Origin of the sequence: Parapedobacter soli (assembly GCF_025460835.1) — a bacterium.
Lineage (GTDB): Bacteria > Bacteroidota > Bacteroidia > Sphingobacteriales > Sphingobacteriaceae > Parapedobacter > Parapedobacter soli.
On record NZ_JAMXAY010000011.1, the window covers coordinates 1 to 23,768 of the forward strand.

Here is a 23,768-nt window from a genome sequence, read left to right on the forward strand (position 1 = left end):
AAGTTAACATTTATAACTCTTGACACAGTTTGTTTTACAGTCTCGGAACACATGCGGACACCTTATCAAAAAAAGAATGAATGAAGGTTGTTCTCGACACGAATGTTCTTTTGATATCCCTACCGAAACGGTCTCCTTACCATAAAATCATCTAGGCTTTTAACAATCGTCGGTTTAATCTATTGATTACAACACCTATTTTTCTTGAATACGAAGAGATATTATCCCAGAAAGCGAATCCGTTTATTGCAGATATTCTTTTAGGAGCTTTTTTGGAAGCACCGAATGTAATTGCGGTAGCGGATTACTATTATTGGGAGCTTATCCATTCAGACCTCGACGATAATAAATTTACCGATGCATTTCTCAATGGGCAAGCGGACTATCTGGTAACCAACGATGCTCATTTTAATGTGGTTCGCAATAATGCGTTTCCTCCAATCAATGTGATATCCGCAGATGAATTCCTAAACATCTTATAATAGATGGTTACGATAGTGTTACGGCACAAAATTTTGTGATCCTATAAAATGTTTATATATTGTCATCGCAAGTCGGAAGGCAACATCATAAAAAAGCTGACGGAAAATACAACATCAATACCACCAACCCCGTAGCGGGCTAAGGCCTTCGCATGGGTACAAACACATGATTCTTCGACTGCTGTTCGAGACTTGTTCGACTGCTGTTCGACAATCCTTCGAGAGCGCTTCGACAATCCTTCGAGACTTGTTCGACAATTGTTCGACTGGCCTTCGACAAACCTTCGGCAACGCTTCGGAAAAATGCCGAAGCAATGGCGAACAACTGCCGGACCAATACCCCGCTAAATTCGAACCAATCCCGAGCGGTTAATGGACGCCCCGCGCTCCATCTTCTTACCGGATCGCCTTCGGGATGGCTTGGGTACCTGGTTTGGACTTCGACCGGGCCTATATTGCGCTCCGACTGGACTCCGTTTGGCGCCGCCAGTCTAAGCGCAGTACAAGGCAGCATGGAGCGTAAACTTACCTCCGAAGCCGACCCGAAGCGGTCTCCAGCATGCCCCCAGCCCGATCCATGCCCTACCCTTTCCCTATTCGAAAGTGCCTTTCTCCCGTAGGTTTGCCGTATACTTCCCGGCAAAGTGCCGTCTTTTGGCTTTCTTACCGAGGTATACCCGGGTATCACCGGGATATCACACGGATGAGGGATAAGGGAAGGTGGGCTGGAGCACGGAATTGGCTGGGCTTTCCGAAAACGGCAGCACACTAATGCCTGGCTTCCCCCTGCTCTTGTGTAGACTCCGGCCGGATGATCATCCGCAAAGATTGATTTTTCGTAAAGAAGGCCACTGTCCAATTATAAAAGGTGACTATCTTATTCCGGAAATTGATCAGGGAGAACAGGTGGACAAACAACCACATCAACCAGGCAAAAAAACCATCGAAGTGCATCTTCGGTTTGGGCAAATCTGCTACCGCTTTGCTTCTACCGATAATAGCCATGCTTCCCTTGTCGCGATAGGTAAAGGGTTTGGCCGGCTGGTTTTCAAAGCCCGCTTTCAGGTTGTCCGCTAAGTTCTTACCCTGCTGTATCGCTACCTGGGCCAACTGGGGGTGCCCGTCTGGAAAGTTACTGTCGGTGGTCTGCAGGCACGTGTCGCCGATGGCATATACATTTTTCAACCCCTCTACCTCGCCATATTCGTCGACCAATAACCGCCGGCCCCGGCCATAGCTTTCTTTCGGTATACCTTCAAACACCTTTGAAGTAACACCTGCCGTCCAGATCAACAGCTGAGTTGCAATGCGCTCGCCGTCGGCAAAAACAACCTCACCGTCAACATAATCTTTCACCATCTTATTGAGCTTAACGATGACACCCATTTCAGTAAGCTTTCGCAGTGTATACTCCTGGGCCTGCTTGCTCATCGGGCCAAGCAGCGCCGGCGCACCATCCACCAAATAGATTTCCAATTTCTGGTTTGCCAACTCCGGATAGTCTTTTTTGAATATGTTTGTCCGCATTTCGGCGAGCATGCCCGACACTTCCACACCCGATGGTCCACCCCCGGTAATCACAATCGTGGTAAGGCTTTTCAGCTCCTTCTCATCCGTTGCCAATGTTGCACGCTCCATCTTCAACAGAATCGTATTCCGCATATTGATCGCATCATCTACCGTTTTCATCGGTATGGCAACCTTCATGATATTTTCGATCCCAAAGTAATTACTCTCGGTCCCGGTAGCAAGAACGAGGACATCGTAGTCCATCTCGCCCGTTGAAAGCTGTACCTTTTTTAATTCGGGATCCACCTTCAGCAATTCACCCAGCCGGAAGTGGATATTCTCTCTATGGTAAAAAAGCTTACGGAACGGGTAGCTGATGTTGGAAACATCCAGAAAGCCGGTGCTCACCTGGTAGAGTAGCGGCGGGAAAAAATTATAATTATTTTTATCAACGAGCGTGACATGGAACCCGGGGGCATTCGCCATGTGTTTAGCGAAGTTGACACCGGCAAAGCCGCCGCCAATGACCACGATTTTCTTTTCTTCTTCCATATTGCAATATTAATAATAAACGGTTTCCGATCATCTCCCCTCCTAGACCGTGCCTACATTGAGAAAACTACGGGTACTACGTTCAAACGGTTATGTGTTTAATGTTCTATTGATACCTTCTTAACGCCATCTTTGACAAATTGTTTCGATTGCGGCCAAAGATTTGCCGCATTCCGCGCCCCATAGCTATCCCATGGCCTTAGCCTCAAAACATGACACCAGCGAGGACCGCCGTGGCCACAGTGAAATAGATAATCAGGCCGGTCACATCCACCAACGTGGATACGAACGGCGCAGAGGAGGAAGCCGGGTCGGCACCAAGCCAGCGCAGTACGAAAGGCAACATGGAGCCAACCAGTGATCCCCATAAAACAACCCCCACGAGCGAAAGGCTTACGACCGCAGCCACCAAAAGCCAATATTCGCCATAGGCATGTGCAAACGCCTGCCACGTGCATACACGTAAAAAACCCAGGCCCCCCAATATCAGTCCCAGCAATAACCCCGATAATATCTCGCGCCGCATGACACGCCACCAGTCGGCGAGCGTCACCTCACCAAGCGCCATCGCTTGGATAATCAGGGTCGATGCCTGCGATCCGCTGTTGCCTCCACTTGAAAGGATCACGGGCATAAACAAAATAAGGACAGCACTGGCCAGCTGGCTTTCGTAATGCTCAAGCACCGTAGCGGTGAGCAGCTGCCCCAAAAAAAGCACGATAAGCCATCCGGCACGCTTCTTCACCAAATGGGGGATGGATACATCGAGGTAAGGTTCGTCCAATGCTTCCGTACCGCCGATGCGCTGCATATCCTCGGTATATTCCTCGTTGGCCACCCAGAGGATGTCGTCTACGGTGACGATGCCCAGCATGATTCCCTGTGCATCCACCACCGGCAGCGCTACCCGGTTATTCATCCGGAATACGTTGATAGCTTCCTCCTGTGGGTCGTTGGCATTGAGGGCCACCAGCCGGCTGTCCATGAGGTCCCGAACCCTTGTTTCGGGATCGGCCAGCAGGATGTTCCTTATCCGGATATCGTCCAGCAGTTCCCCGTTTTTATCGATCACGTAAAGTACATCTATCGTCTCCGATGCCTTCCCGTATTTGCGGATATGTTCAAGCACCCGTGTGATGGGCCAATGCTGTTTTACCGTGATGTAATCCGGCGTCATCAGCCGGCCCACACTGTCTTCCGGATACCCCAATAAAGCCAGCGCTTCCTTGCGTTCGGAAGGGGGCAAAAGGATGATTAATTTCTTCACCACATCCCCTTTCAGATCGCTGAAAAAAGAGGTCCGGTCGTCCGGTGGCATTTCGTTGATGAGCTCCGTGATTTTCGGTGCGGAAAGCTTCGTGAAAATCCGCTCCTGGGTAGGGAAATCAAGGATGCCAAACACGTGGACAGCGCGGTTAATGCTGAGCGTTTCGATGAACTTCGGACCGTACTCGGGCAACTCATCAATCAGGGCTTCCACATCCGATATATTCAGGTCATCGAGATACGCCTTGAGTTGCTCTTCATTACCTTCCGCCAACAGCAGTTCAGCTTGTTCAACCAGTGTATCCAATTCGTCCATGAGCCCTCCTAATTTTAAAAACAGTATCCTACATCGGTGAGAGATTTTGCATGCAAAAGTCGGTTTTTTTAATGACAACAACGAACAAGTGGACATTAAAAAACAAGCTGAAAACAACTTGAAAAAACTGTTAACTGAGCCACAGGAACAGCCATAATGTCATACCGGAAAAAACAGCAATTGCAGAAATCGTCCCTTATGGTTGGCGATTGCTTACACATGAGTAACGGCACTCCACCACGTGCCGGCCACCGTATCCCGTACTGCATCGACCGAACCCGAGACGAGCCCGAGGCGAGCCCCACCACACCACGCGATGCCGGATGGGGGATGCCCGCAGATTACGAACAACCCATATCGAAACGAAAAAATAGTTGTACCCAAACTGGAAAAGATAGTGTACTTTAGCAAGCATAATTCACGGATCAATCACACAATAGAAAATTCGGCTAACAAAATCATTTTTGGCTATTTTAAATCACCTTAAATTCGGATAAATCAAATTTACAATAATTATATTACATATTGATAATCAAAAATAAAATACATTTATATAAATATTAAATTTATAAAATAACATCAAAAAGTTCGTCGTATTGCCAAATATATTAGTATTCCTACATGAGAGCTCATTTTTTAGCATATTATCCATTAAAAATCAATTGTTTGATATTATTATTATCATGTATTTATTCACATCCCGTTCTTTCACAGATTTTCGACAATGACCAGTACCCGGCAAGTGTAAAATGGCGGCAGATACAGACACCCCATTTCCAACTGATTTACCCATCGGAATTTGAAGATGAGGCGCAGCAACTTGCCAGCAAACTTTTGGTGCACCGGGAGCGCGTCAGTGAAACCCTCGGAAAAAAACCGAGAAAAATTTCGATCATTCTCCAAAACCAAACCGTCGAATCCAACGGAAATGTGCAACTGGCACCGCGCCGCTCGGAGTTCTACACTACCCCTCCCCAGCAAGGCAATTTCCAAAACTGGCTAGACAACCTAGCCATCCACGAGCTCCGCCATGTGGTGCAGTTTGACAAATTGACAGGATACTTGAGGGCTCCTTTTTTCGAACAATTGGCGCTCGCTATTTTCGGGGTCACGTTGCCTTCGTGGTTTTTCGAGGGCGATGCCGTGGTTGCCGAAACCGAACTTTCCAATGCCGGACGCGGCCGGCTACCCTCCTGGGAAATGCCCTTCCGTGCGAACCTGCTAAGTGATAAAAAATACAGTTACCAAAAGGATTATTTAGGGTCGCTGAAGGACGTCACTCCCGGGTTTTATGAGCTCGGTTATTTCATGAACTCCACCCTGCAAGAGCGCTTCGGAGAAAGCATCGTCGACAGCCTCATGACACGCATGGCCAAGCTGCCGATCCGCCCTTATAATTTCACCAATTCCCTCCGGAAATACATCGGCTATGGTACACGCAAATGGCATGGTGAAGTAACCGGAATCCTCCGCCAAAAATGGCAAGCACAGCTGAGGGAAAATGCCCCCGTAAACTACCCTGTCCTACCGCAGCAAACCGACGGGAAACCGGCGAACTGGTTGCTACCGCAAGCCCTCCCAAACGGACACATCATTGCCCTCTATCAAGGCGCACATAAAGTGCCGACCATCGTCTCCATCGACTCCTCCGGCGAGCAGGCCGACGTGGTCAAAACCGGCCGCCAGACCGAGCCCAACTTCTCCTACGCGGCAGGTAAAATCGTGTGGGACGAGATACGCCGGGACAGCCGTTACGGCAAGCGTACCTACAGTATCATCAACGTGTATGACCTCCAGAAAAAGTCGTACCGCCAGCTCACACGGCGGAGCAGGTACTTCTCTCCCACCCTCAATCCCGACGGCACACAGGTGGCGGCAGTGGCTATCGATGAGAGTAACCAAGTAAGCCTGGTGATACTCGATATCGGCACCGGAAAACCCATCGCCCACTTTCCCACACCGCAAAATATACTGCTCCAAACGCCAGCATTCGACCCTACCGGCACCAAGATCGTAGCCACCGGTATCTCCGAAAAAGGGGCAGCGATCATCGAGCTGGATATCCCCACGGCCTCCTACAGCTACCTGCTCGACTGGCAATTGCAGCAAATTGAGCGCCCTGTTTATGCAGGTAACCGTATTGTCTTCAAAGCCCATTTCAACGGCATCGACAACCTCTATGCGCTAACGCAACAGCACCAGATCCAACAACTCACCAGCGCCCAATTCGGTGCTTTTAACCCCTCGATAGATGCCGCGGGCAACCGGATATGGTTCAACAACTACCAGGTGAGCGGTCACCGAATCAGCCACCTGAAAATCAGCAATCCGCCGATAAACCATTTTAAAGCTCCTGTAAGCCAAGAAAACGCTTCGATGGTTCCTGACACATCAGAAACCAAGATATGGCCGTCTACAGCCTATAATAGCTTCAAAAATCTGGTAAACTTCCATAGTTTGTCGGTCGACAACACCAATCTCGCTAATATTAACGACATCAAACCGGGTATTTATTGGCTATCGGATGATTTGTTGAATACCGCCCAGATCCGTGTCGGCTACCAATACGACAGCGACATCCGCGCTAGTCAATACTCAGCATCGGTGGCATACAACCGCTTCTTCCCCAAGTTTTCGCTGGCCTACACCAATCGGGGGCAGCTCGGGGTTGCGAGGGTAACTTCCGATGCCGGGCAAGACACCATCAGCTTCCGCTGGCGGGAAAATACAGCAACGCTCCGTATGGACATCCCCCTCGTATTTTACCGGCTCAACCATGTATTCAACGCAGGGGTAAGTGCTGCGACTTCGTACACCAGCAGGTACGGACTCAGTGCACCCCAATTCCGGGAGCAGTTTATCGATGGCATCCGGTTCCCCATGCATTACCAAGCCTACTTCAACCACAACGTGCGGCAGAGCACGTTGGACCTGGGTCCGCGGTGGGGGCAGAACGCCAGCATCACCTACCGCCATTTCCCGTTCGATGGCAGCCTCTCGGGCGAGCACCTCGCCCTGCGCACCGCCTTTTACTTCCCCGGCCTGTGGCCCCACCATTCGTTATTCGCCCGCTTCAGCTACCAGCGTGCCAGCGGCACCTACCTCCTGCATAACGATATCCCGTTGGTGAGCGGTTACGACCGGCTGTTACCCGTGCCGGTAAACAATACGCTGTTGTTCAACTACCGGTTCCCTATCGCTTATCCCGATTGGGCCATCGGCCCCTTGGCTTATATCAAGCGTTTTAAAGGTGGGGCGTTTGCCGATTTCCAGAATGTACGCACGGGTACCCCGTTCCAGCCCCGCACGTTCGGACTTGAGTTGAGGGCCGACATGAACCTGCTGCGGTTCTACCTGCCCGACTTCGACATCGGTATCAAAATGGTCTATGCCAACGAGGCGACTGCTCCGCAGCGGGTGTTTGCGACGTATAGCATCGGGTATCGATATTGAGGAAATAGCGTCCGATGGACAGTTGGGGAGGTGATAATTGCTCTTCTTCTCGAAGATACTTCTCAATGATTCCGTCTAACCAATCCTGTGGCGTGCCGCAACGTTTCATTTGTTTAGAAACGTACTCCACAACCGTAAGTTCATTGAACTTTTCGTCAGCATTTTCGATACTCGTCAATGGCATACCATGTGGATCAATCACGATGGCCAGCCCGGCCCACCCTAAATTATACGGATGCAACACCGGAATCTTGTGGGCTTTGCAAACATGGTCAAACTGCAATGGTATGGCTGAAGTGAAGTCCAACGCATTGATAGCTACCTTGTGGTCAGCAACCAACCCTTCCAAATTCTCTTCCGTTATAAAGCAATCATGCACATTGATGATGGCATCGTTATTTATCGCTGATAAGCGCGATTGAATAGCAGATACTTTCTCTGTAGCGATATCGCTTTCTGTATAATTCTGTCTATTTAAATTGGACGTTCTACGTGATCTCCATCGATAATGGTCATGTTTTCAAGCGTTTTAAGTAGTTATTAGGCTTACTTAAGGCCAAGCCGTTGGAATGATGATAAAGTTAAGGGAAAACTACCAATTTACAAAGTATAGCCAAGTTTAATTCTATGCGCATCTTCCCGTCCTGTTCTTATCCATGCTAATCGGAAGCCGACGGCCACGGAGGACCGTAAGCCAGCCAGCTTCAACCGAGGCTTTCAGTGCACTTTGAAATTTTGGGGATTTTCTTTTTCGGCCGATATGCGCAATGATTGCGTCATAGGTCATAAAGGTTTTTCTGCAACATGTTTTGCTAATTAATTTATCATTTATTATATTCGCATCATTGATTCAAGTAATCACTGCCTTTGATAACCCGATGAATTATGGCCGATATTTCCTCTCCGCATGACAGTTTCTTCCGCGCAGTACTGGCCGACAGCCAAATGGCACTGGACTATTTCAAGTCGGCATTGCCTGACCACATCATCCAATTATTGGACCTTACAACGCTCGAACGGGTGCCGGACAGTTACGTATCGGGAGGACTGGAGAAGACAATGTCCGACGTTGTTTACCGGTGCCGCCGTCGCGACGGCAAGGGTAGTGTGTCCATATGCCTGTTGGTCGAACACAAGAGCAGATCGGACAAATACACCCCTGTGCAGGTGGGCGGTTATATCTTCTCAGGCTACCAGCTGCAGATCAGTCAGGGGCAGAAGGATCTCACGCCTATTATCCCAATCCTGTTTTACCACGGCAGGCAGAAATGGGAATACTGGACGCTGGATAGGCTGTTCGACGAAGCGGGCGACGATCTGCTTGGATTCATCCCGAATTTTGACTATGTTTACCACAACTTACGGGATACCTCAGAGGCCGCCATTCAAGCAATAGGCAACCAGTTTTTGGTATCCGCTTTGCTTACGTTAAAGTATACGTTTGATAAGCGTAAGCTGAAGGAGAAGTTCCACGAAATATTGGTTGCCGGATTGACGGAGGGAAATGACGACCAACATACCGCACTTCTGGTTTACTGTCTGCGCAGGGTAGACTACACCGAAGAACAGATAGAGGAGTTTGTAAAAGAATTACCGTTAACGATAAAAAATAGAGTCATGAGTACGTATGATTTATTGATTCGAAAAGGGCTTAGGCAAGGGATTGAACAAGGGATTGCAAAAGGAGAAGAGCAGAAAACGTATGAGTTTGTCCGGAATTTAATCCAGAGCACGACTTTTACCGAAGCTAAAATTGCATCTTTAGCCGTGGTATCCACTGATTTCGTCAAGAAAGTCCGCGAAGACTTAGATAAGAAGAAATAGTCACAAGCCCTATCGGGAAAAATATTAGGCCATGCCTTTAGGGGCGTGGCTCTTTTTATTTCAGCAATGTATACGACGACTCTCCAGAGCGGATATCGGATTTATCGCGGAAGGCCATGTGGTCATCCATCCGGATGGGACGGTAGCAGCGGACCGGATGCGTGGCCAATTGGACCGTCTATATCATCCTACTCGTAGCTGGCCTTGGGATTGGAATGCTAAGCTGGCACCAATTAAAAAGCGGCCGGAGCCGCTTTGTTTTCTATTCATTGATGGCCTTCACGCCGGGCAGCTCCTTGCCCTCCATGTATTCCAGCAAAGCCCCGCCGCCGGTGCTTACATAGCTCACATGCTCGGTCATCCCGAATTTGCTTACCGCCGCCGCCGAGTCGCCCCCGCCGATCAGCGAAAATGCGCCCCGCTCGGTTGCAGACACCACCGCATCGGCCACCGCCCGCGTGCCCTTGGCAAACTTATCCATCTCGAACACCCCCATAGGGCCGTTCCACAGGATTGTATTGGAAGCCAGTATCACCTGGGCGAAATGCTCACCCGATTCCTTACCGATGTCGAGCCCCATCTTGTCGGCCGGTATCTGGTCGTTCGGACCGTCGTACGCCGGCGAGTCCGGTGCGAACCTGTCGGCAATCTGGCAATCGGTGGGCAGCACCAGGTTTACACCCTTTTTCGCTGCTTTCTTCACCAAGCTGTTTGCCAGGTCCAATTTGTCCAGCTCAACCAGCGACTGGCCGATCTCGCCGCCACGGGCTTTCACAAACGTGTAGGCCATCCCACCGCCGATGATCAGATTGTCCACTTTATCGAGCAATGCTTCGATCAACTCGAGTTTATCGGATACCTTAGCGCCACCCATGATGGCGGTAAACGGACGCTGCGGGTTATGCAACACCCGCTCGGCGTTGCCGATTTCGGCTGCCATGAGGTATCCGAAGTATTTCCTGTTGGGGAAGAACTGCGCAATCACCGCGGTTGAGGCGTGCGCACGGTGGGCCGTACCGAAGGCATCATTGACATACACATCGCCGAGCTTCGCCAGCTTTTCCGCAAAATCGGCATCGCCCTTTTCCTCTTCCTTGTAAAAGCGGAGGTTTTCCAGGAGCAGTACCTCACCGGCCTTCAACGCCGCCGCCTTGGCGTATGCATCTGCGCCGATGCAATCATCGGCAAACTGCACATCTACCCCCAGCACATCCGAAAGATGGCCAACAATATGCTTCAAAGAGAACTTCTCTTCTGGCCCTGCCTTGGGCCTTCCCAGGTGCGACATCAAGATCACCGCACCGCCATCGTTCAGTATCTTTTTGATGGTAGGCGCCGCACCACGGATGCGGTTGTCGTCGGTAATGGCGTAATGTTCATCCAAGGGGACATTGAAATCCACCCGTATCAATGCTTTTTTTCCGGAAAAATCTAAATCGTCTATGGTTTTCATACAATTTTTTTAATGATTTGAGGGAAACAAAGCTACTATAAGTATTGGAAAATCAAAATACTTCGTAGCTGTACCGTTGTGCTTCCGCCCAAGCGGTGCGGTTCAGCCCGGCGTCGATACCGCGCTCGTCCAGCACCTCCAGGAGTGTTTCGGTTGCGATATTGCCAGTCAGCCTGTCCTCCGCCATGGGGCATCCGCCGAAGCCGCGCAGGGCGGTATCAAACCGGACACACCCGGCATCGAGTGCCGCAACCAGTTTTTCACGGCTGGCACCGGGCGTGCTATGCAGGTGGAGGCCAAGCTCGATTTCGGGGAACGTATCTTGTAGGTAGGGATAGAGCGAAGCAATGCCTTCCGGCGTGGAGCTCCCCACGGTGTCGGCCAAAGCGAAATGCCGGACTCCCATCGCCACCAGCTTTTCGGTGTAGTCGGCCACGATGGCCGGGCTCCACGGGTCGCCATACGGATTGCCGAAACCCATGGACAAGTAAACGAGCGGCGTACGGTTATTCTCGCGGCATAGTGTGCCGATTTGTTTCACTATATCGAGAGCCTGGGTAATGCTGCTATGGGCATTGCGCTGCTGGAATGTCTCCGACACCGAAAAAGGGAAGCCCACGATAGACACCCTTCCGTGCCGCATCGCCTCTTCCGCACCACGGACGTTGGCTACAATTGCGAGTAGTTTGGACATACCCGCACCGCCCTCCAGATGGCCCAACACCTCAGCCGTATCCCGCATCTGCGGGATGGCCCCGGGCGAAACGAAACTACCGAAGTCTACCCGGTCGAAACCGACATCCAGGAGTAGCCTGATGTAGGCAGCCTTGGTAGCCGTAGGGATAAAACGGTGTATACCCTGCATGGCATCGCGGGGACATTCGGTAATCCAAACCCTTTCCACACCGCTGGCCATACCTCTTAATAAATCTCCATCGTGAATGGCAGCCGTGCCTGCACACCGCGGAGGCGCAGCGCGGCTTTTGCTTGTTCGTAATAGCGATAATGCTCGCCCAGCTCGCGTTTGCTGAACCACGTGCTGATCCGGTCAGCAGACCCGCCCAGCAACGACTCAAACGGGCTTTTGATAGCCGGGTAGCTCACCACCCTGTAGTTTTCCAGGCCGGCTTTGCCCGCGGCCGCGGCAATGGCATCATCTATACTCCCCAAGCGGTCTACCAACCCATACTCCACCGCCTGCTGCCCGCTCCATACGCGCCCTTGCCCTATGCTATCAACCTGGGCCTTGGACAGGCTGCGGCCATCGGCTACCCGCTGTAAAAAAGTGTCGTAAATCTGGTTGACCTGCATCTGGAGGATTTGCGTTTCATCAGCCGTAAGCGGGCGGTCGACATTCGCTAGGAAATCGGCATACTTGCCTGTTTTAACCTCGTCAAAGGTAATCCCCAGTTTATCGTTGTATAATTTCTGCATGTTCGGAATGAGGCCAAACACACCGATAGATCCGGTGATCGTATTCGGTTCGGCAAAAATCGAATCGGCAGCTGCCGAGATATAATAGCCTCCCGAAGCCGCCACGTCGCCCATGGAAACGATGATCGGCTTTTCCTGGCTCAGCAGCTCCACCTCCCGCCAGATCACATCGGAAGCCAAGGCGCTGCCACCCGGTGAATTAACGCGGAATACCACGGCCTTCACCTTGTCATCACGGCGTACCTTACGCAGCTCGCGCGAAATACGCTCCGAGCCGATCATATCGTCGCCGCCTTCGCCCGACACGATTTCGCCCACCGCATACACAACCGCCACCCGGTCGCGGACAGAAGCACTCACCGATTTCGTTGTTGGCTTATATTTCAAAATAGACACGACATTGATATCCTTATCCTGGCTTATGTCGAGCGAGTCTTTCAACTCGGCCAGAAATTCGTCTTTATACCGCTTACCATCCGCAAGTCCGTATTTCACGGCATCGTCTGCGGTACGGGCCAGATAGCCGTCGGCAATCGCCATCAGTGAGTCGGGGGCGATACCACGGCTTGCCCCTATTTGGCCGATGAAATGGTTGTATATACTCCCCAGGAAAGAGCTCACCTGCTCCCGGTTGGCGTCGCTCATCTTATCGAGTATAAACGGCTCTACCGCACTTTTGAATGTCCCCACTTTCACCACCTGGACTTCCACGCCCAGCTTATCCAATGTTCCTTTCAGAAACGCCGTCTGCGAGGCAAGGCCCCGGAAGTCAATGGCCCCCTCGGGGTTCACATACACCTTATCGGCGGTGGAGGCAAGGTAATAGGCGCGTTGCGTATAGCCTTCGCTGTAGGCGATGATAAATTTGCCCGAATCTTTGAAATCTAACAGCGCATCACGGATTTCCTGCAGGGTAGCAAAGCTGGCCGATACCGAAGAGAGGTCAAGACATATCCCTTTGATACGGTCATCGTCCTTGGCCCCGTCTATACGTTTCAATATATCGTTCAGCCCGAAGCTTTTCACCGTGATAAATCCCGGCAGATCGAGCTCTTCGAACGGATCGGGTATCGTACGCTCCGTAATCTGGTGCTTCAGGTCGATCAGCAGCAACGAATTGTCGGCAACAACCGTTTCCTTATCGGCTCCCATGGAACTGACCAAGACACCGACAATGATTAAACCTACCACAAAGAGAAGGATAAACGAAATGGCAATACCCGTCACGGTAGCCAGCACATATTTGAAAAACGACTTCATATTCATTACATTATAAGGTGTCCAAACTTAGAAAAACTTCACTGTATTGACAAATAGCATATACTGCCATGGTGTGTGTTTGACGACAGAAACAGCCGTTCGTTACAGCAACATATATTTGGATATACTCGGCTATTTAGCTAAGTTTGTCCATCGGAACCGCTCGATATCACTTTTTATGCCGGTCACAACGAATACCTACCTGTTATTGGGTACAAATATGGGCGACAGGGTTAGCCAGCTAAGCCGCGCACGCGGCGAAATAGCCGGCCAAATCGGACCACTGCGCCGCTCGTCGTCTATATACGAAACGGATGCCTGGGGCAATGAAGACCAGCCCCCCTACCTCAACCAGGTTGTGTCGGTGGATACAACGCTCAAGCCGCTCGCGTTACTGTATATTATCAACGCTATCGAAAAGCAAATGGGCCGCATACGCACCGGCAAATGGGAATCCCGGGTGATCGACATCGATATCCTGTATTATTCCGACCGGATAATCGACGAAGTGAACCTCCAGGTGCCACACCCGCATTTACCAAACCGGCGCTTCGCGCTGGCTCCCCTGCAAGAAATTGCGCCCCTATTCGTGCACCCGATTTCGGGCAAAACAACCACCGAATTATTAAACCAGACCCCCGACCAACTCACGGTGCGGCTTTTTAACCCAGATACGTATGAACAACATGAAATTTGAGCAAGCAGATCTATCATACCTGATGGACCTTTCGAGCGGCAATACCCAGCTCATCAGAGAAATACTGGAGCTGTTTATGAAACAGACCCCGGCGGATATAGACCTCCTCTCCACCTATATCGAGCAGGGAGATTGGGAGCAAGCCTATAAGCAGGCCCACCACATCAAGCCGACCATGGCTTATGTGGGTGCCAACCACATGCGGCAGGAATTGCAGGAAATCGAGGATGCTGCGAAATACGGCCAGAACGTCGAGTCTATCCCAGACAAGCTGGCGGCAATGCGGCCCCGGCTGGATGTGCTTTACGGCGAGCTGGACGCATACTTGAGAACGCTTGATTAGCGAACGATTGGCCCCGTGTAAAGATGGCCGCGTTTATCGGGATTGCCGGAAGTGAATAAACGAAAACAAAAAATAAAGCAGCAACACGAATGGGGCGGCCGCAAACTTTAGCATCACAACAGCTGCTGCGCTAAGCAGCAGGAATATAAACTTCCATCCATTCTCGCGCCACGACAGCGAGCTCAGTTTCAGTGAAAAAAGGCGGACATTGCTAACGAGCAACAAGGACGTAACCGCGATACTGGCCACAAGGAAGGCCGGATGGTACACGATAGACCCATAAGTCGCGGCAACGAACGGCAGCGAAACCACATAAAATGCATTCATCGGCGTATTGAGACCAATGAAATCGGTAGACTGCCGATCGTCGATATTGAATTTCGCCAACCGGAGCGCCGAAAAAATAGTGACTAAAAAGCCCAGGTAAGGCACATAAACATTGTCTGGCAATGCCGTACTGAGCATGCTGAAAAGCACCGCCCCCGGCAGCAGGCCGAAACTCACCACATCTGCCAACGAATCCAGCTCCTTACCTATAGGCGATTTCACGCGCAACGCCCGCGCCGCCATACCATCAAAGAAATCGAAAATACCGGATGCGAGTACGCAATAGGCCGCCATGTCTAGCCAGCCGGCGAACGCAAAGGTTACACCAACGCAACCACTGAACAGGTTCAGGCAAGTGATGAAATTGGGTATATGTTTTTTCATAAAACATGGCTGTAGCAACTGTGGTGCTACAGCCATTATCAATGATTAACCGTTCATGCTGATGAGGAACTCTTCGTTAGACTTGGTTCCACGCATTTGGCCCAGTAAGAACTCCATGGCTTCCATCGAAGTCATATCGGCCAGGTGGTTACGCAGCACCCATATCCGTTGCAGGGTCTCCCTGTCGTTCAGCAGGTCGTCCCTACGCGTGCTCGATGCTATCAGGTCGATCGACGGGAAGATCCGTTTGTTGGAGAGCTTACGGTCAAGCTGCAGCTCCATGTTACCGGTTCCCTTAAATTCTTCAAAGATCACCTCATCCATCTTCGAACCCGTATCGATCAGCGCTGTGGCGAGTATTGTCAGCGACCCGCCATGTTCAATATTACGTGCGGCACCGAAAAAGCGCTTCGGTTTATGCAGCGCGTTGGCATCCACACCACCGGAAAGGATCTTGCCCGACGCAGGTGCCACGGTATTGTATGCCCGCGCCAACCGCGTGATTGAGTCTAGCAGGATTACCACATCATGCCCGCATTCTACCATGCGCTTGGCTTTTTCCAATACGATGTTCGCTATTTTCACGTGCCTGTCGGCAGGCTCATCAAAGGTAGACGACACCACTTCAGCACGCACGCTGCGTGCCATATCGGTCACTTCTTCCGGCCGTTCGTCGATCAGCAGGATAATCAGGTACACTTCCGGGTGATTTTTCGCGATGGCATTGGCCACATCCTTCAGCAGCATGGTCTTACCCGTTTTGGGTTGTGCCACAATCAGTCCGCGCTGGCCCTTTCCGATAGGCGTAAAGAGGTCCATGATACGTGTGGAATAATTGCCCGGTCCGGTGAAAAGGTTCAACCGTTCGGTTGGGAAGAGCGGTGTCAGGAAATCAAATGGCACCCGATCGCGTACTTCCGCCGGGTTCTGGCCGTTGATGGCCTCTACGCGCACCAGTGGGAAATATTTTTCACCTTCTTTTGGTGGCCGGATGCTTCCGCGTACGGTATCGCCCGTTTTGAGCCCGAAAAGCTTGATCTGCGATTGAGAGACGTAAATATCATCCGGCGAAGTAAGGTAGTTGTAATCGGACGAGCGAAGGAAGCCATACCCGTCGGGCATAATTTCAAGAACCCCTTCGTTCACGATGACATTATCGAAGTCGAGGCTGGCGGTGGCGCCTTCCATCTTGCTGCCATTGGCAGCTTTCGGCGTAGCGGCCGGCTCCGGCCGGTTTTCTGGCGAGGCGGCGATTGCATCCCGCGTATCGGCAGCAAAGTCATCGCGCGTGTTACGCACACTGACCGGCTCAACCGCTTTTACGGTACGTGTCCGCTTCCGCGGCCGCTCACCCCCCGCTGCATTTGCTTCTGCAGCATCAGGAACCGCGCTCGCTTCTGATTCAGCATTCTTGGCTTCCTCCTCTCCGGTCTCAACAATCTTGGTCACCAACTCATGCTTCCGAAGCTTCTCCACGTCAGGGATACCGATCAACTTTGCTATTTCGCGCAACTCGGACACGAGCTTCGCATTCAGTTCATTAATATTCATTCAACTAAAAAATATAAATATATATATGGATTTTGCTGTTACAACAACGAAATTTATCCACCTCATTCAGCCGTCTATTTTCAAACAGTAGTGATTCAGCATTTAATCTTCAGAAATCAAAGAGTTTCGATGAAGTATCTAGGATAAACTTTGAGAATACTGCGCAAAGTAAAGTATTCTATTTGTATTTTCAAAAAATATTAAAAAATAAAAAAAGTATCTGTTATCACCATCCCGCAAGCAACAATCGTGAATAGAAAATAATACACTGTGTATCAAATAGGTAAAACGTTTTATTAACCAGTAGAACAGAAAAGTCCCAAAAAAGTTTGAATAATTGGCATGAAAACCCCTAAGTTAGGCGAAATTTTCGGCAAACCTTATACGTATTATATGGCAACCACATCAAACAAAAGCTATGCATCGGCGCTGTATTCGCTGACGATGGTGTTTTTTTTCTGGGGATTCCTGGCCGGGGCCAACGGTGTATTCATCCCGTTCTGCAAATCCCATTTCGACCTTACGCAGTTCGAATCGCAGCTCATCGATTCAGCTTTCTATGGCGCTTATTACATCGGGTCTCTAATACTTTACCTGTATTCCAGCGGGGTGGGTTATGACCTGCTCAACCGCATCGGCTATAAGAAGGGCATTATCTATGGTTTGCTCATTTCGGTAGTTGGAGCATTGCTTATGATTCCGGCTGTAATGAGTTCCGAATACATATTTATCCTGATGGCCTTTTTTGTGATTGCACTCGGCTTTTCGCTCCAACAGACGGCGGCCAACCCGTTTGCCGTGGCGCTCGGCGACCCTGCCACGGGTGCGCACCGCCTTAGTCTGGCGGGCGGCGTCAATTCATTCGGCACCACCATCGGCCCCATCATCATTACACTGATTCTGTTCGGCACGGTGGTAGCCACACCCGAGCAGGTGGCCAATGCGCCCATCAGCTCCATCAACATCCTCTATATTATCCTGGCCGGCGTGTTCCTGCTGGTGGCGGGCTTTTTCGCTATCCGTAAAATGCCACGCGTCACCTCCGATGAGGAGCCCGAGCGCAGCAACAAACTTACCAAGGCCCTGCTCGCCATCACGCTATCTATACTGGCCCTTATCGCCATTGGCTTTCTCCTGCCCGAGCGGTTCGGCCATGAAGGCACGCTGACCCTGCTGGTTATTGCATTAGTCGCCGTCGGCGCCATCCTATTTTACTCCAATGGTTCGGCCCAGAAAAACGGCGACGGGTGGGGAGCCATGAAATATCCGCAGCTCACGTTGGGTATGCTCGCCATCTTTGTGTATGTGGGCGTGGAAGTCACCATCCAAAGCAACCTCGGTGCATTGTTGAAGACCCCGGAGTTCGGCGGCCACGACGAATCCCAAATCTCACATTTTATCTCACTGTATTGGGGTAGCTTGATGATTGGCCGTTGGATGGGTGCCGTTACCGTGTTCAAAACCAGCAAGCGCATGCAGATGTTGTTGAGCATATTGGTGCCTTACATCGCTTTTGGCGTTATCCTGCTGGTCAACTGGTTCAGTGGCCGCGATGTTTCCGACTTATATATCTACGCCCTATGCATCGCCGTGATGATCGGTGCTAATTTCTGGGCCCAGGCCAAACCGGCTAAATTGCTGATGGCATTGGGGATACTTGGGGTTATCGCCATGCTCATCGGGCTATACACCACCGGTGAGGTTGGTATATTCGCATTCATCAGCGGCGGACTGGTCTGCTCCATCATGTGGCCCAGCATTTTTGCGCTGAGCATTACCGGGCTCGGAAAATATACCAGTCAAGGGTCGGCCCTACTGATCATGATGATACTGGGCGGCGCCATCATTCCGCCACTGCAGGGAAGTATTGCCGATGTGCTGCATGACATCCATTTGTCGTATTGGGTACCGGTGGCTTGTTTTGCCTACCTCGCTTTCTTTGCCTGGAAGGTATCGGGCATCCTGAAAAAGCAGGGCCACGACATTGAAAACCTCAACGCGGAAGGGGGCCATTAAGCTGATAACTGCTGCCGGACACGGTATTTTTTGAAATAAGGAGGGTATAATGCCATTATTTTCCCGGAAAACCGTATTTTCGGCGCATGTAATTGAATGAATATCATTAAACTAAAAAAACCAACAAAACTAACACCCAACAAATGATTATAATTGCAGACGGAGGATCTACCAAAACCAATTGGTGCTTGCTGGACAACGCTGGGAAAAAAGTGTATTTCAACACCGAGGGTTACAATCCTTATTTCGTGGATAGCGAGTATATTGTCAACTCGCTTAAAAAGGGACTACCCAAAGATTTACCCTATGCAGAGGTGGCCGAGGTGAATTATTACGGCGCAGGTGTACACAACGAGGAAAAAGCCAATATTGTTGTGGAGGCCCTCAAGCAGGTGTTTGTCAATTCACAAGTATTCGTGGGGCACGATTTACTGGCTGCCGCCCGTGCTTTACTGGGCGACCAGCCCGGTTTTGCAGCCATCCTTGGCACAGGTACCAACACCTGTATCTACGATGGCAAAGACATCGCACACAATATCGACTCGGCAGCTTACATCCTGGGCGACGAGGGCAGTGGCTGTTACATCGGCAAGAAACTGCTTACCGATTACATCCGCGGCTATATGCCGGAAGATGTAAGGGAAGCGTTCTGGGAGGCCTACAAGTTAACCCCGGATGACGTGATGGACGCCGTATACACCAAACCGCTGGCCAACCGCTTTTGTGCCAGTTTCAGCAAATTCGTGTACGACGTGCCGGTCAATATCCGGTACTCCCGCGGAATCGTGCAATCGGCATTCGACGACTTTTTCCGCAACTTGGTATCCCGTTACCCAGACTATCAAAACTATTCGTTCAACTGTATAGGCTCGGTTGGCTACAATTTCAGGAATGTGCTGGAAGAGACTGCCGCCCAATACGGCATGAAGGTGGGGCGTATTGTCCGCTCGCCGATAGACGACCTGGTGCAATACCACATCAATAAGCCGACAGCAAATTAACGCATATAATACGGTACGGAGACACCAAGGAGCCGTAGCTTTACCCACTAAGCTACGGCTTCTTTTTTTACATCCGCGCTGCTTTACAATTCCAGCGCCTCACCGATGTCGGGCAGGTGGAGTGTCCGTCCGGCGGCAGCAAATTTCCCTTTCGCGGCTTCCTTATCAATCGTAATGGGTGGAAACGTATTGTAGTGGATACCGACAATATCAGTACAATTGATAAACCTACTGGCCGTCACGGCATCATCCACATCCATGGTATAATGCCCCCCTATCGGGAGGAACGCCCAGTCCAGCCCAAGCGGTTCCAATAATTTCATTTCCAGTGTCAGCGCCGTATCTCCGGCGAAATATATCTTTTTGCCTCCGGTTTGCAACACGTACCCGGCGGGCTGCCCGCCATATTGCCCATCGGGCGTACCGTTGGTGTGCAGCGCATAGACCATCTTCACCGTTCCGAAATCCGTCTGTATTGTTCCCCCGAAATTAAAAGCTATGATATCCTCCTGCGGGACGTTCTGCCGCCCGACCCAGGCCGCCGTTTCGACAACGGCCAATACCTTGGCTTTACTGCCCTGCTGTATAGCCGCCACGTCGGCCACATGGTCTTCGTGGCCATGGCTCAGCAGGATGTAATCCGGTTTCAATTGCCCTATATCGATATGCGCCGCTTTGGGGTTGGGGCTGATGAACGGATCGAACAATATGGTTGTTCCGCCCACCTGCAGTTCCACACACGAGTGCCCGTAATATACTGCCTTCATGATAGCCCTCCCAGTCCGCCGATCATGTCTTTGGCCACACCATACATCTCGGTTTGGCTTACGTTTTCGGCCTGCTTCAATGCGTGGTTGATGGCCACTGTGAGGAGTTCTTCCAGCTGTTCCCTGTCTGCATCCGCAAAAAAAGCTTGGTCAATGCTAACATCGGTTACCTCCCTGTTGCCTGTGGCGGTCACTTTAATTGCGCCGCCCTCCGCCTCGCCGGTCACCTTCACCTGGTCGAGCCGCTTCTTGATTTCTTCAGCCCGCTGTTGGGCTGCTATCAATTTTTCAAACATAGCTTCTACGGTTATTTATCCATTCGCTAAGTTACGGAATCTGGGTAGAAAACAGAAAACCATAACCAATTGTGAAGTCCCTGCGTAATTATCGTATACCGTTAACCATCGTCTACCCTACCACGAACCCTAAGGTACACCACGCTATTGTGCGGCATGCCCAAGGTAGATGCTGGGGTAACATCCAGCAATCGCTGTAGGTAAACATCCACGACACCATCGAGTACGCGCCTTCGCGATTCTTCGAATTCGGGCATCACGAAAAACTTACCTAACCGCAGCTTGCCATCCGGCCCAACCAATACCGAAAACGTGTAGTAAAAATCCTTGTACGCCCGGTGGATGGTAATATCGTACTCCGGATACAGGTATTCGTAGGCCGACGACTGGCTCATCAGCTCCAGGCTGTCGTACTCACGGCGCTTGATATCGAGCATCTCGCTATTGCTCGCCAGCTTCGGGTAGCTTTTCGACGAATACGAGCTATCGACGCTGCTGAGATTGCTATTGGCCCGTTGTACCATCTCCTGCACGAATAGCGTATCTTGCCGCCGCGGTGCACGTAGCTTGGCCAGCGGTATACCCAGTCTGTCGAGGTAATCTTTGGCATAGAAACGCATGTATACGTTGGAACGTATTTTGTTCACCCGCAATCCGTCCAGACTCAACCGCTGTAGCATGAGGCTATCCCGGTTGAGGTCGATCACCTTCCAACTCTCGCGTGCAAAGTGGAAAAACGAATCATGGTCGTGCGTGATCTCAAAATTGAAAGACGAGTCGCTGCCTGGCACGTAGATCTGCACTGCATCCTCGCGGGTAAATTTGATATGCCACTCGGCTTCCTGCACGAACCCGATGGAATCATACGCCAGCCCATTGTCGAACGAGCGCCTCACTTCGTAAAAATCAATACCTACAATGGGTTTAAAGGAAGGCCGCCGGGGATCGCTTTCTTCTTCTGCCGCAGTACCGCAGCCCGACAGATAGCCGCAGCAGACCAAAAACACACAGCATAGCTGAACGATATGACCCTTGATTTGCATGGGCTGCTAACCTAAGACAATTGCGCATAAAATGCAATAATTTTTACAGTTACATTTAACACGATTTCCTATTGCATTGTCCATTAATTTTCGTAGGTTAGCCGGAACCATTTTATCTAACACCTCTATATGACTATAAATACAACTTATCGAATTTATACCCGGCAATCAACACAAACTATATACATTTGTGTGTGTACCCATTAATAATATTAAAAACATGGAAGACAACAAGTCAAAACTAACTAGACAGACCGGGGCTCCGGTTCCCGACAACCAGAACGCACAGACGGCCGGCCCCAGGGGCCCGTTGTTGATGCAAGATTACTGGTTTCTTGAAAAAATGGCCAATTTCGACCGCGAGGTGATTCCGGAACGGCGGATGCATGCGAAAGGCTCGGGTGCTTTCGGTACCTTCACCGTTACGCACGATATTACGCAGTACACCAAAGCGAGTATTTTCAGTGAAATCGGAAAGAAAACCGAGATGTTCGCGCGTTTTTCCACCGTTGCCGGCGAGCGGGGCGCGGCGGATGCCGAGCGCGATATCCGCGGTTTTGCGATGAAGTATTACACGGATGAGGGCATCTGGGATTTGGTGGGCAACAACACTCCCGTATTCTTTTTCCGCGACCCGATGAAGTTTCCGGATTTGAACCACGCCGTGAAGCGCGACCCGAAGACAAACCTACGGAGCGCCAACAACAACTGGGATTTCTGGACACTGCTCCCCGAGTCGCTGCACCAGGTCACCATCGTGATGAGCGACCGCGGCATCCCACGCGGCTACCGCCACATGCACGGCTTCGGCAGCCACACCTACAGCTTCATCAATAAGGATAATGTACGCCATTGGGTGAAATTCCATTTCGTTACCCAGCAGGGCATCGAAAACCTGTCGGACGAGGAAGCAGCCAAGATCGTTGGCATGGACCGCGAGTCTTCGCAGCGCGATCTCTTCGACGCAATCGAGCGGAAAGATTTCCCGAAATGGAAGATGTACATCCAGATCATGACCGAAGAGCAGGCAAAGACCTACCGCTTCCACCCGTTCGACCTCACGAAGGTATGGTCCAAGAAAGATTTCCCGCTTATTCCTGTGGGCGAATTTGAATTGAACCGCAATCCCGACAACTATTTCCAGGACGTGGAGCAGGCGGCATTCAACCCCACGAATATCGTTCCGGGTATTGGCTTCTCGCCGGATAAGATGCTGCAAGGACGTTTGTTCTCTTACGGCGATGCCCAACGCTACCGGCTGGGGGTAAACCATTACCAGATCCCGGTAAACAAACCAAGGTGCCCCTACCATGCGTTCCACCGCGATGGTGCCATGCGCGTGGACGGAAACTATGGCGATGCCAAAAACTACGAGCCGAACAGCTACGGCGAATGGCAGGAGCAGCCCTCGGCGAAGGAACCGCCGCTGGAACTGGAAGGAACCGCTTACGCACACAATTACCGTGATGACGACGATGATTACTACACCCAGCCGGGTGACCTATTCCGTATCATCAAGGCCGACGGAAAAGCCGACATCTTGTTCAATAACACGGCCGCGCAAGTGGGTGGAGCCGATAAGTTCATCCAAATCCGGCATATACGTAATTGCTACAAAGCGGACCCCGAATACGGTGAGGGTGTAGCAAAAGCGCTGGGGCTGACAATGGAAGAGGTGAACAGCTTTGACATGACGCCCTACGACCGCTGGGCACCACGGCCATCCAACGGATAGCCAACCGTTTTGAATATGATTTTATTTAACCTCCCGGCAACCCCGGGAGGTTTTTTTCT

Annotated in this window: 19 protein-coding genes and 2 pseudogenes; 9 read left to right on the forward strand and 12 right to left on the reverse strand. The window is 50.9% G+C overall.

All coding sequences use genetic code 11. The features are described from left to right. Window positions 1-173: 173 nt before the first annotated feature. Window positions 174-482 (forward strand): annotated as a pseudogene (locus NGM62_RS06690) (PIN domain-containing protein); the annotation flags it as partial. A gap of 139 nt (window positions 483-621) precedes the next feature. Here the strand turns inward: NGM62_RS06690 and NGM62_RS06695 are convergent. The 3 genes from NGM62_RS06695 to mgtE all read right to left on the reverse strand — a co-directional run bounded on the left by NGM62_RS06695 (window position 622) and on the right by mgtE (window position 4,125). Continuing rightward, the gene (locus NGM62_RS06695) at window positions 622-1,170 is read right to left on the reverse strand and encodes a hypothetical protein (protein WP_262246730.1); all 549 of its coding nucleotides are present in this window, start codon (window positions 1,168-1,170) and stop codon (window positions 622-624) included. 80 nt (window positions 1,171-1,250) lie between these two features. Beyond that, window positions 1,251-2,543, reverse strand: coding sequence for an NAD(P)/FAD-dependent oxidoreductase (locus NGM62_RS06700; RefSeq protein ID WP_262246731.1), 1,293 nt, complete (start codon window positions 2,541-2,543; stop codon window positions 1,251-1,253). 205 nt (window positions 2,544-2,748) lie between these two features. Then, on the reverse strand, window positions 2,749-4,125 hold the full coding sequence (mgtE, locus tag NGM62_RS06705; protein ID WP_262246732.1) for a magnesium transporter: 1,377 nt from the start codon (window positions 4,123-4,125) through the stop codon (window positions 2,749-2,751). A gap of 219 nt (window positions 4,126-4,344) precedes the next feature. On the opposite strand from mgtE, the gene NGM62_RS06710 reads away from it, so the two are divergent. Continuing rightward, a complete protein-coding gene (locus NGM62_RS06710) occupies window positions 4,345-4,533 on the forward strand; it encodes a hypothetical protein (protein WP_262246733.1) in 189 nt (62 codons plus the stop codon). Window positions 4,534-4,791: 258 nt separating this feature from the next. After that, window positions 4,792-7,578, forward strand: coding sequence for a TolB family protein (locus NGM62_RS06715; RefSeq protein WP_262246734.1), 2,787 nt, complete (start codon window positions 4,792-4,794; stop codon window positions 7,576-7,578). Here NGM62_RS06715 and NGM62_RS06720 read toward each other — a convergent pair. Continuing rightward, window positions 7,502-8,050 (reverse strand): annotated as a pseudogene (locus NGM62_RS06720) (ThiF family adenylyltransferase); the annotation flags it as partial. The gene NGM62_RS06715 and the pseudogene NGM62_RS06720 overlap by 77 nt on opposite strands. Before the next feature lie 413 nt (window positions 8,051-8,463). On the opposite strand from NGM62_RS06720, the gene NGM62_RS06725 reads away from it, so the two are divergent. Beyond that, a complete protein-coding gene (locus NGM62_RS06725; protein WP_262246735.1) occupies window positions 8,464-9,402 on the forward strand; it encodes an Rpn family recombination-promoting nuclease/putative transposase in 939 nt (312 codons plus the stop codon). A 262-nt stretch (window positions 9,403-9,664) separates the two neighbouring features. On the opposite strand, the gene NGM62_RS06730 is transcribed toward NGM62_RS06725, so the two are convergent. Genes NGM62_RS06730 through sppA form a run of 3 tightly spaced genes read right to left on the reverse strand, consistent with a single transcriptional unit; the run spans window position 9,665 to window position 13,549 of the window. After that, complete coding sequence (locus tag NGM62_RS06730) at window positions 9,665-10,855, reverse strand: phosphoglycerate kinase (RefSeq protein WP_262246736.1); 1,191 nt, start codon at window positions 10,853-10,855, stop codon at window positions 9,665-9,667. A gap of 52 nt (window positions 10,856-10,907) precedes the next feature. Then, entirely contained in the window at window positions 10,908-11,771 is an 864-nt protein-coding gene (locus NGM62_RS06735; RefSeq protein ID WP_262246737.1) for a hydroxymethylglutaryl-CoA lyase, read from the reverse strand. Window positions 11,772-11,776: 5 nt separating this feature from the next. Continuing rightward, on the reverse strand, window positions 11,777-13,549 hold the full coding sequence (sppA, locus tag NGM62_RS06740) for a signal peptide peptidase SppA (protein ID WP_262246738.1): 1,773 nt from the start codon (window positions 13,547-13,549) through the stop codon (window positions 11,777-11,779). 178 nt (window positions 13,550-13,727) lie between these two features. Between sppA and folK the strand changes: the two genes are divergently transcribed. Next, complete coding sequence (gene folK / locus NGM62_RS06745) at window positions 13,728-14,246, forward strand: 2-amino-4-hydroxy-6-hydroxymethyldihydropteridine diphosphokinase (RefSeq protein ID WP_262246739.1); 519 nt, start codon at window positions 13,728-13,730, stop codon at window positions 14,244-14,246. Next, window positions 14,227-14,589, forward strand: a complete 363-nt coding sequence (locus tag NGM62_RS06750) for an Hpt domain-containing protein (protein ID WP_262246740.1) — start codon at window positions 14,227-14,229, stop codon at window positions 14,587-14,589. Before folK ends, NGM62_RS06750 begins: the two co-directional genes overlap by 20 nt. Before the next feature lie 33 nt (window positions 14,590-14,622). On the opposite strand, the gene pssA is transcribed toward NGM62_RS06750, so the two are convergent. Together pssA and rho are read right to left on the reverse strand one after the other, a co-directional pair. Beyond that, window positions 14,623-15,300, reverse strand: a complete 678-nt coding sequence (gene pssA / locus NGM62_RS06755; RefSeq protein WP_262246741.1) for a CDP-diacylglycerol--serine O-phosphatidyltransferase — start codon at window positions 15,298-15,300, stop codon at window positions 14,623-14,625. A gap of 45 nt (window positions 15,301-15,345) precedes the next feature. After that, window positions 15,346-16,851, reverse strand: coding sequence for a transcription termination factor Rho (rho, locus tag NGM62_RS06760; protein ID WP_262246742.1), 1,506 nt, complete (start codon window positions 16,849-16,851; stop codon window positions 15,346-15,348). Window positions 16,852-17,193: 342 nt separating this feature from the next. Here rho and NGM62_RS06765 point away from each other — a divergent pair, with 342 nt between their 5' ends. Next, on the forward strand, window positions 17,194-18,867 hold the full coding sequence (locus tag NGM62_RS06765; protein WP_262246743.1) for an MFS transporter: 1,674 nt from the start codon (window positions 17,194-17,196) through the stop codon (window positions 18,865-18,867). Window positions 18,868-19,010: 143 nt separating this feature from the next. After that, entirely contained in the window at window positions 19,011-19,868 is an 858-nt protein-coding gene (locus NGM62_RS06770) for an N-acetylglucosamine kinase (protein ID WP_262246744.1), read from the forward strand. Between the two features lie 83 nt (window positions 19,869-19,951). On the opposite strand, the gene NGM62_RS06775 is transcribed toward NGM62_RS06770, so the two are convergent. The 3 genes from NGM62_RS06775 to NGM62_RS06785 all read right to left on the reverse strand — a co-directional run bounded on the left by NGM62_RS06775 (window position 19,952) and on the right by NGM62_RS06785 (window position 21,974). Continuing rightward, the gene (locus tag NGM62_RS06775) at window positions 19,952-20,635 is read right to left on the reverse strand and encodes a metal-dependent hydrolase (protein ID WP_262246745.1); all 684 of its coding nucleotides are present in this window, start codon (window positions 20,633-20,635) and stop codon (window positions 19,952-19,954) included. Further along, complete coding sequence (locus tag NGM62_RS06780) at window positions 20,632-20,931, reverse strand: YbaB/EbfC family nucleoid-associated protein (RefSeq protein ID WP_262246746.1); 300 nt, start codon at window positions 20,929-20,931, stop codon at window positions 20,632-20,634. Before NGM62_RS06780 ends, NGM62_RS06775 begins: the two co-directional genes overlap by 4 nt. 101 nt (window positions 20,932-21,032) lie before the next feature. After that, window positions 21,033-21,974 (reverse strand): hypothetical protein, encoded by a 942-nt coding sequence (locus NGM62_RS06785; protein ID WP_262246747.1) that lies wholly within the window; start codon window positions 21,972-21,974, stop codon window positions 21,033-21,035. Between the two features lie 220 nt (window positions 21,975-22,194). Between NGM62_RS06785 and NGM62_RS06790 the strand changes: the two genes are divergently transcribed. Further along, window positions 22,195-23,709, forward strand: a complete 1,515-nt coding sequence (locus NGM62_RS06790; protein ID WP_262246748.1) for a catalase — start codon at window positions 22,195-22,197, stop codon at window positions 23,707-23,709. Window positions 23,710-23,768 lie beyond the last annotated feature (59 nt).

Bases quoted from the DNA above. Each gene is read 5' to 3' on its own strand.
- NGM62_RS06700 (WP_262246731.1), bottom strand. From the start codon at position 2,543: ATGGAAGAAGAAAAGAAAATCGTGGTCATTGGCGGCGGCTTTGCCGGT.
- NGM62_RS06735 (WP_262246737.1), bottom strand. From the start codon at position 11,771: ATGGCCAGCGGTGTGGAAAGGGTTTGGATTACCGAATGTCCCCGCGAT.
- pssA (WP_262246741.1), bottom strand. From the start codon at position 15,300: ATGAAAAAACATATACCCAATTTCATCACTTGCCTGAACCTGTTCAGT.
- folK (WP_262246739.1), top strand. From the start codon at position 13,728: ATGCCGGTCACAACGAATACCTACCTGTTATTGGGTACAAATATGGGC.
- NGM62_RS06770 (WP_262246744.1), top strand. From the start codon at position 19,011: ATGATTATAATTGCAGACGGAGGATCTACCAAAACCAATTGGTGCTTG.
- NGM62_RS06725 (WP_262246735.1), top strand. From the start codon at position 8,464: ATGGCCGATATTTCCTCTCCGCATGACAGTTTCTTCCGCGCAGTACTG.
- NGM62_RS06780 (WP_262246746.1), bottom strand. From the start codon at position 20,931: ATGTTTGAAAAATTGATAGCAGCCCAACAGCGGGCTGAAGAAATCAAG.
- NGM62_RS06785 (WP_262246747.1), bottom strand. From the start codon at position 21,974: ATGCAAATCAAGGGTCATATCGTTCAGCTATGCTGTGTGTTTTTGGTC.
- NGM62_RS06790 (WP_262246748.1), top strand. From the start codon at position 22,195: ATGGAAGACAACAAGTCAAAACTAACTAGACAGACCGGGGCTCCGGTT.
- NGM62_RS06750 (WP_262246740.1), top strand. From the start codon at position 14,227: ATGAACAACATGAAATTTGAGCAAGCAGATCTATCATACCTGATGGAC.
- sppA (WP_262246738.1), bottom strand. From the start codon at position 13,549: ATGAAGTCGTTTTTCAAATATGTGCTGGCTACCGTGACGGGTATTGCC.
- NGM62_RS06730 (WP_262246736.1), bottom strand. From the start codon at position 10,855: ATGAAAACCATAGACGATTTAGATTTTTCCGGAAAAAAAGCATTGATA.
- NGM62_RS06775 (WP_262246745.1), bottom strand. From the start codon at position 20,635: ATGAAGGCAGTATATTACGGGCACTCGTGTGTGGAACTGCAGGTGGGC.
- NGM62_RS06765 (WP_262246743.1), top strand. From the start codon at position 17,194: ATGAAAACCCCTAAGTTAGGCGAAATTTTCGGCAAACCTTATACGTAT.
- mgtE (WP_262246732.1), bottom strand. From the start codon at position 4,125: ATGGACGAATTGGATACACTGGTTGAACAAGCTGAACTGCTGTTGGCG.
- rho (WP_262246742.1), bottom strand. From the start codon at position 16,851: ATGAATATTAATGAACTGAATGCGAAGCTCGTGTCCGAGTTGCGCGAA.
- NGM62_RS06710 (WP_262246733.1), top strand. From the start codon at position 4,345: ATGAGTAACGGCACTCCACCACGTGCCGGCCACCGTATCCCGTACTGC.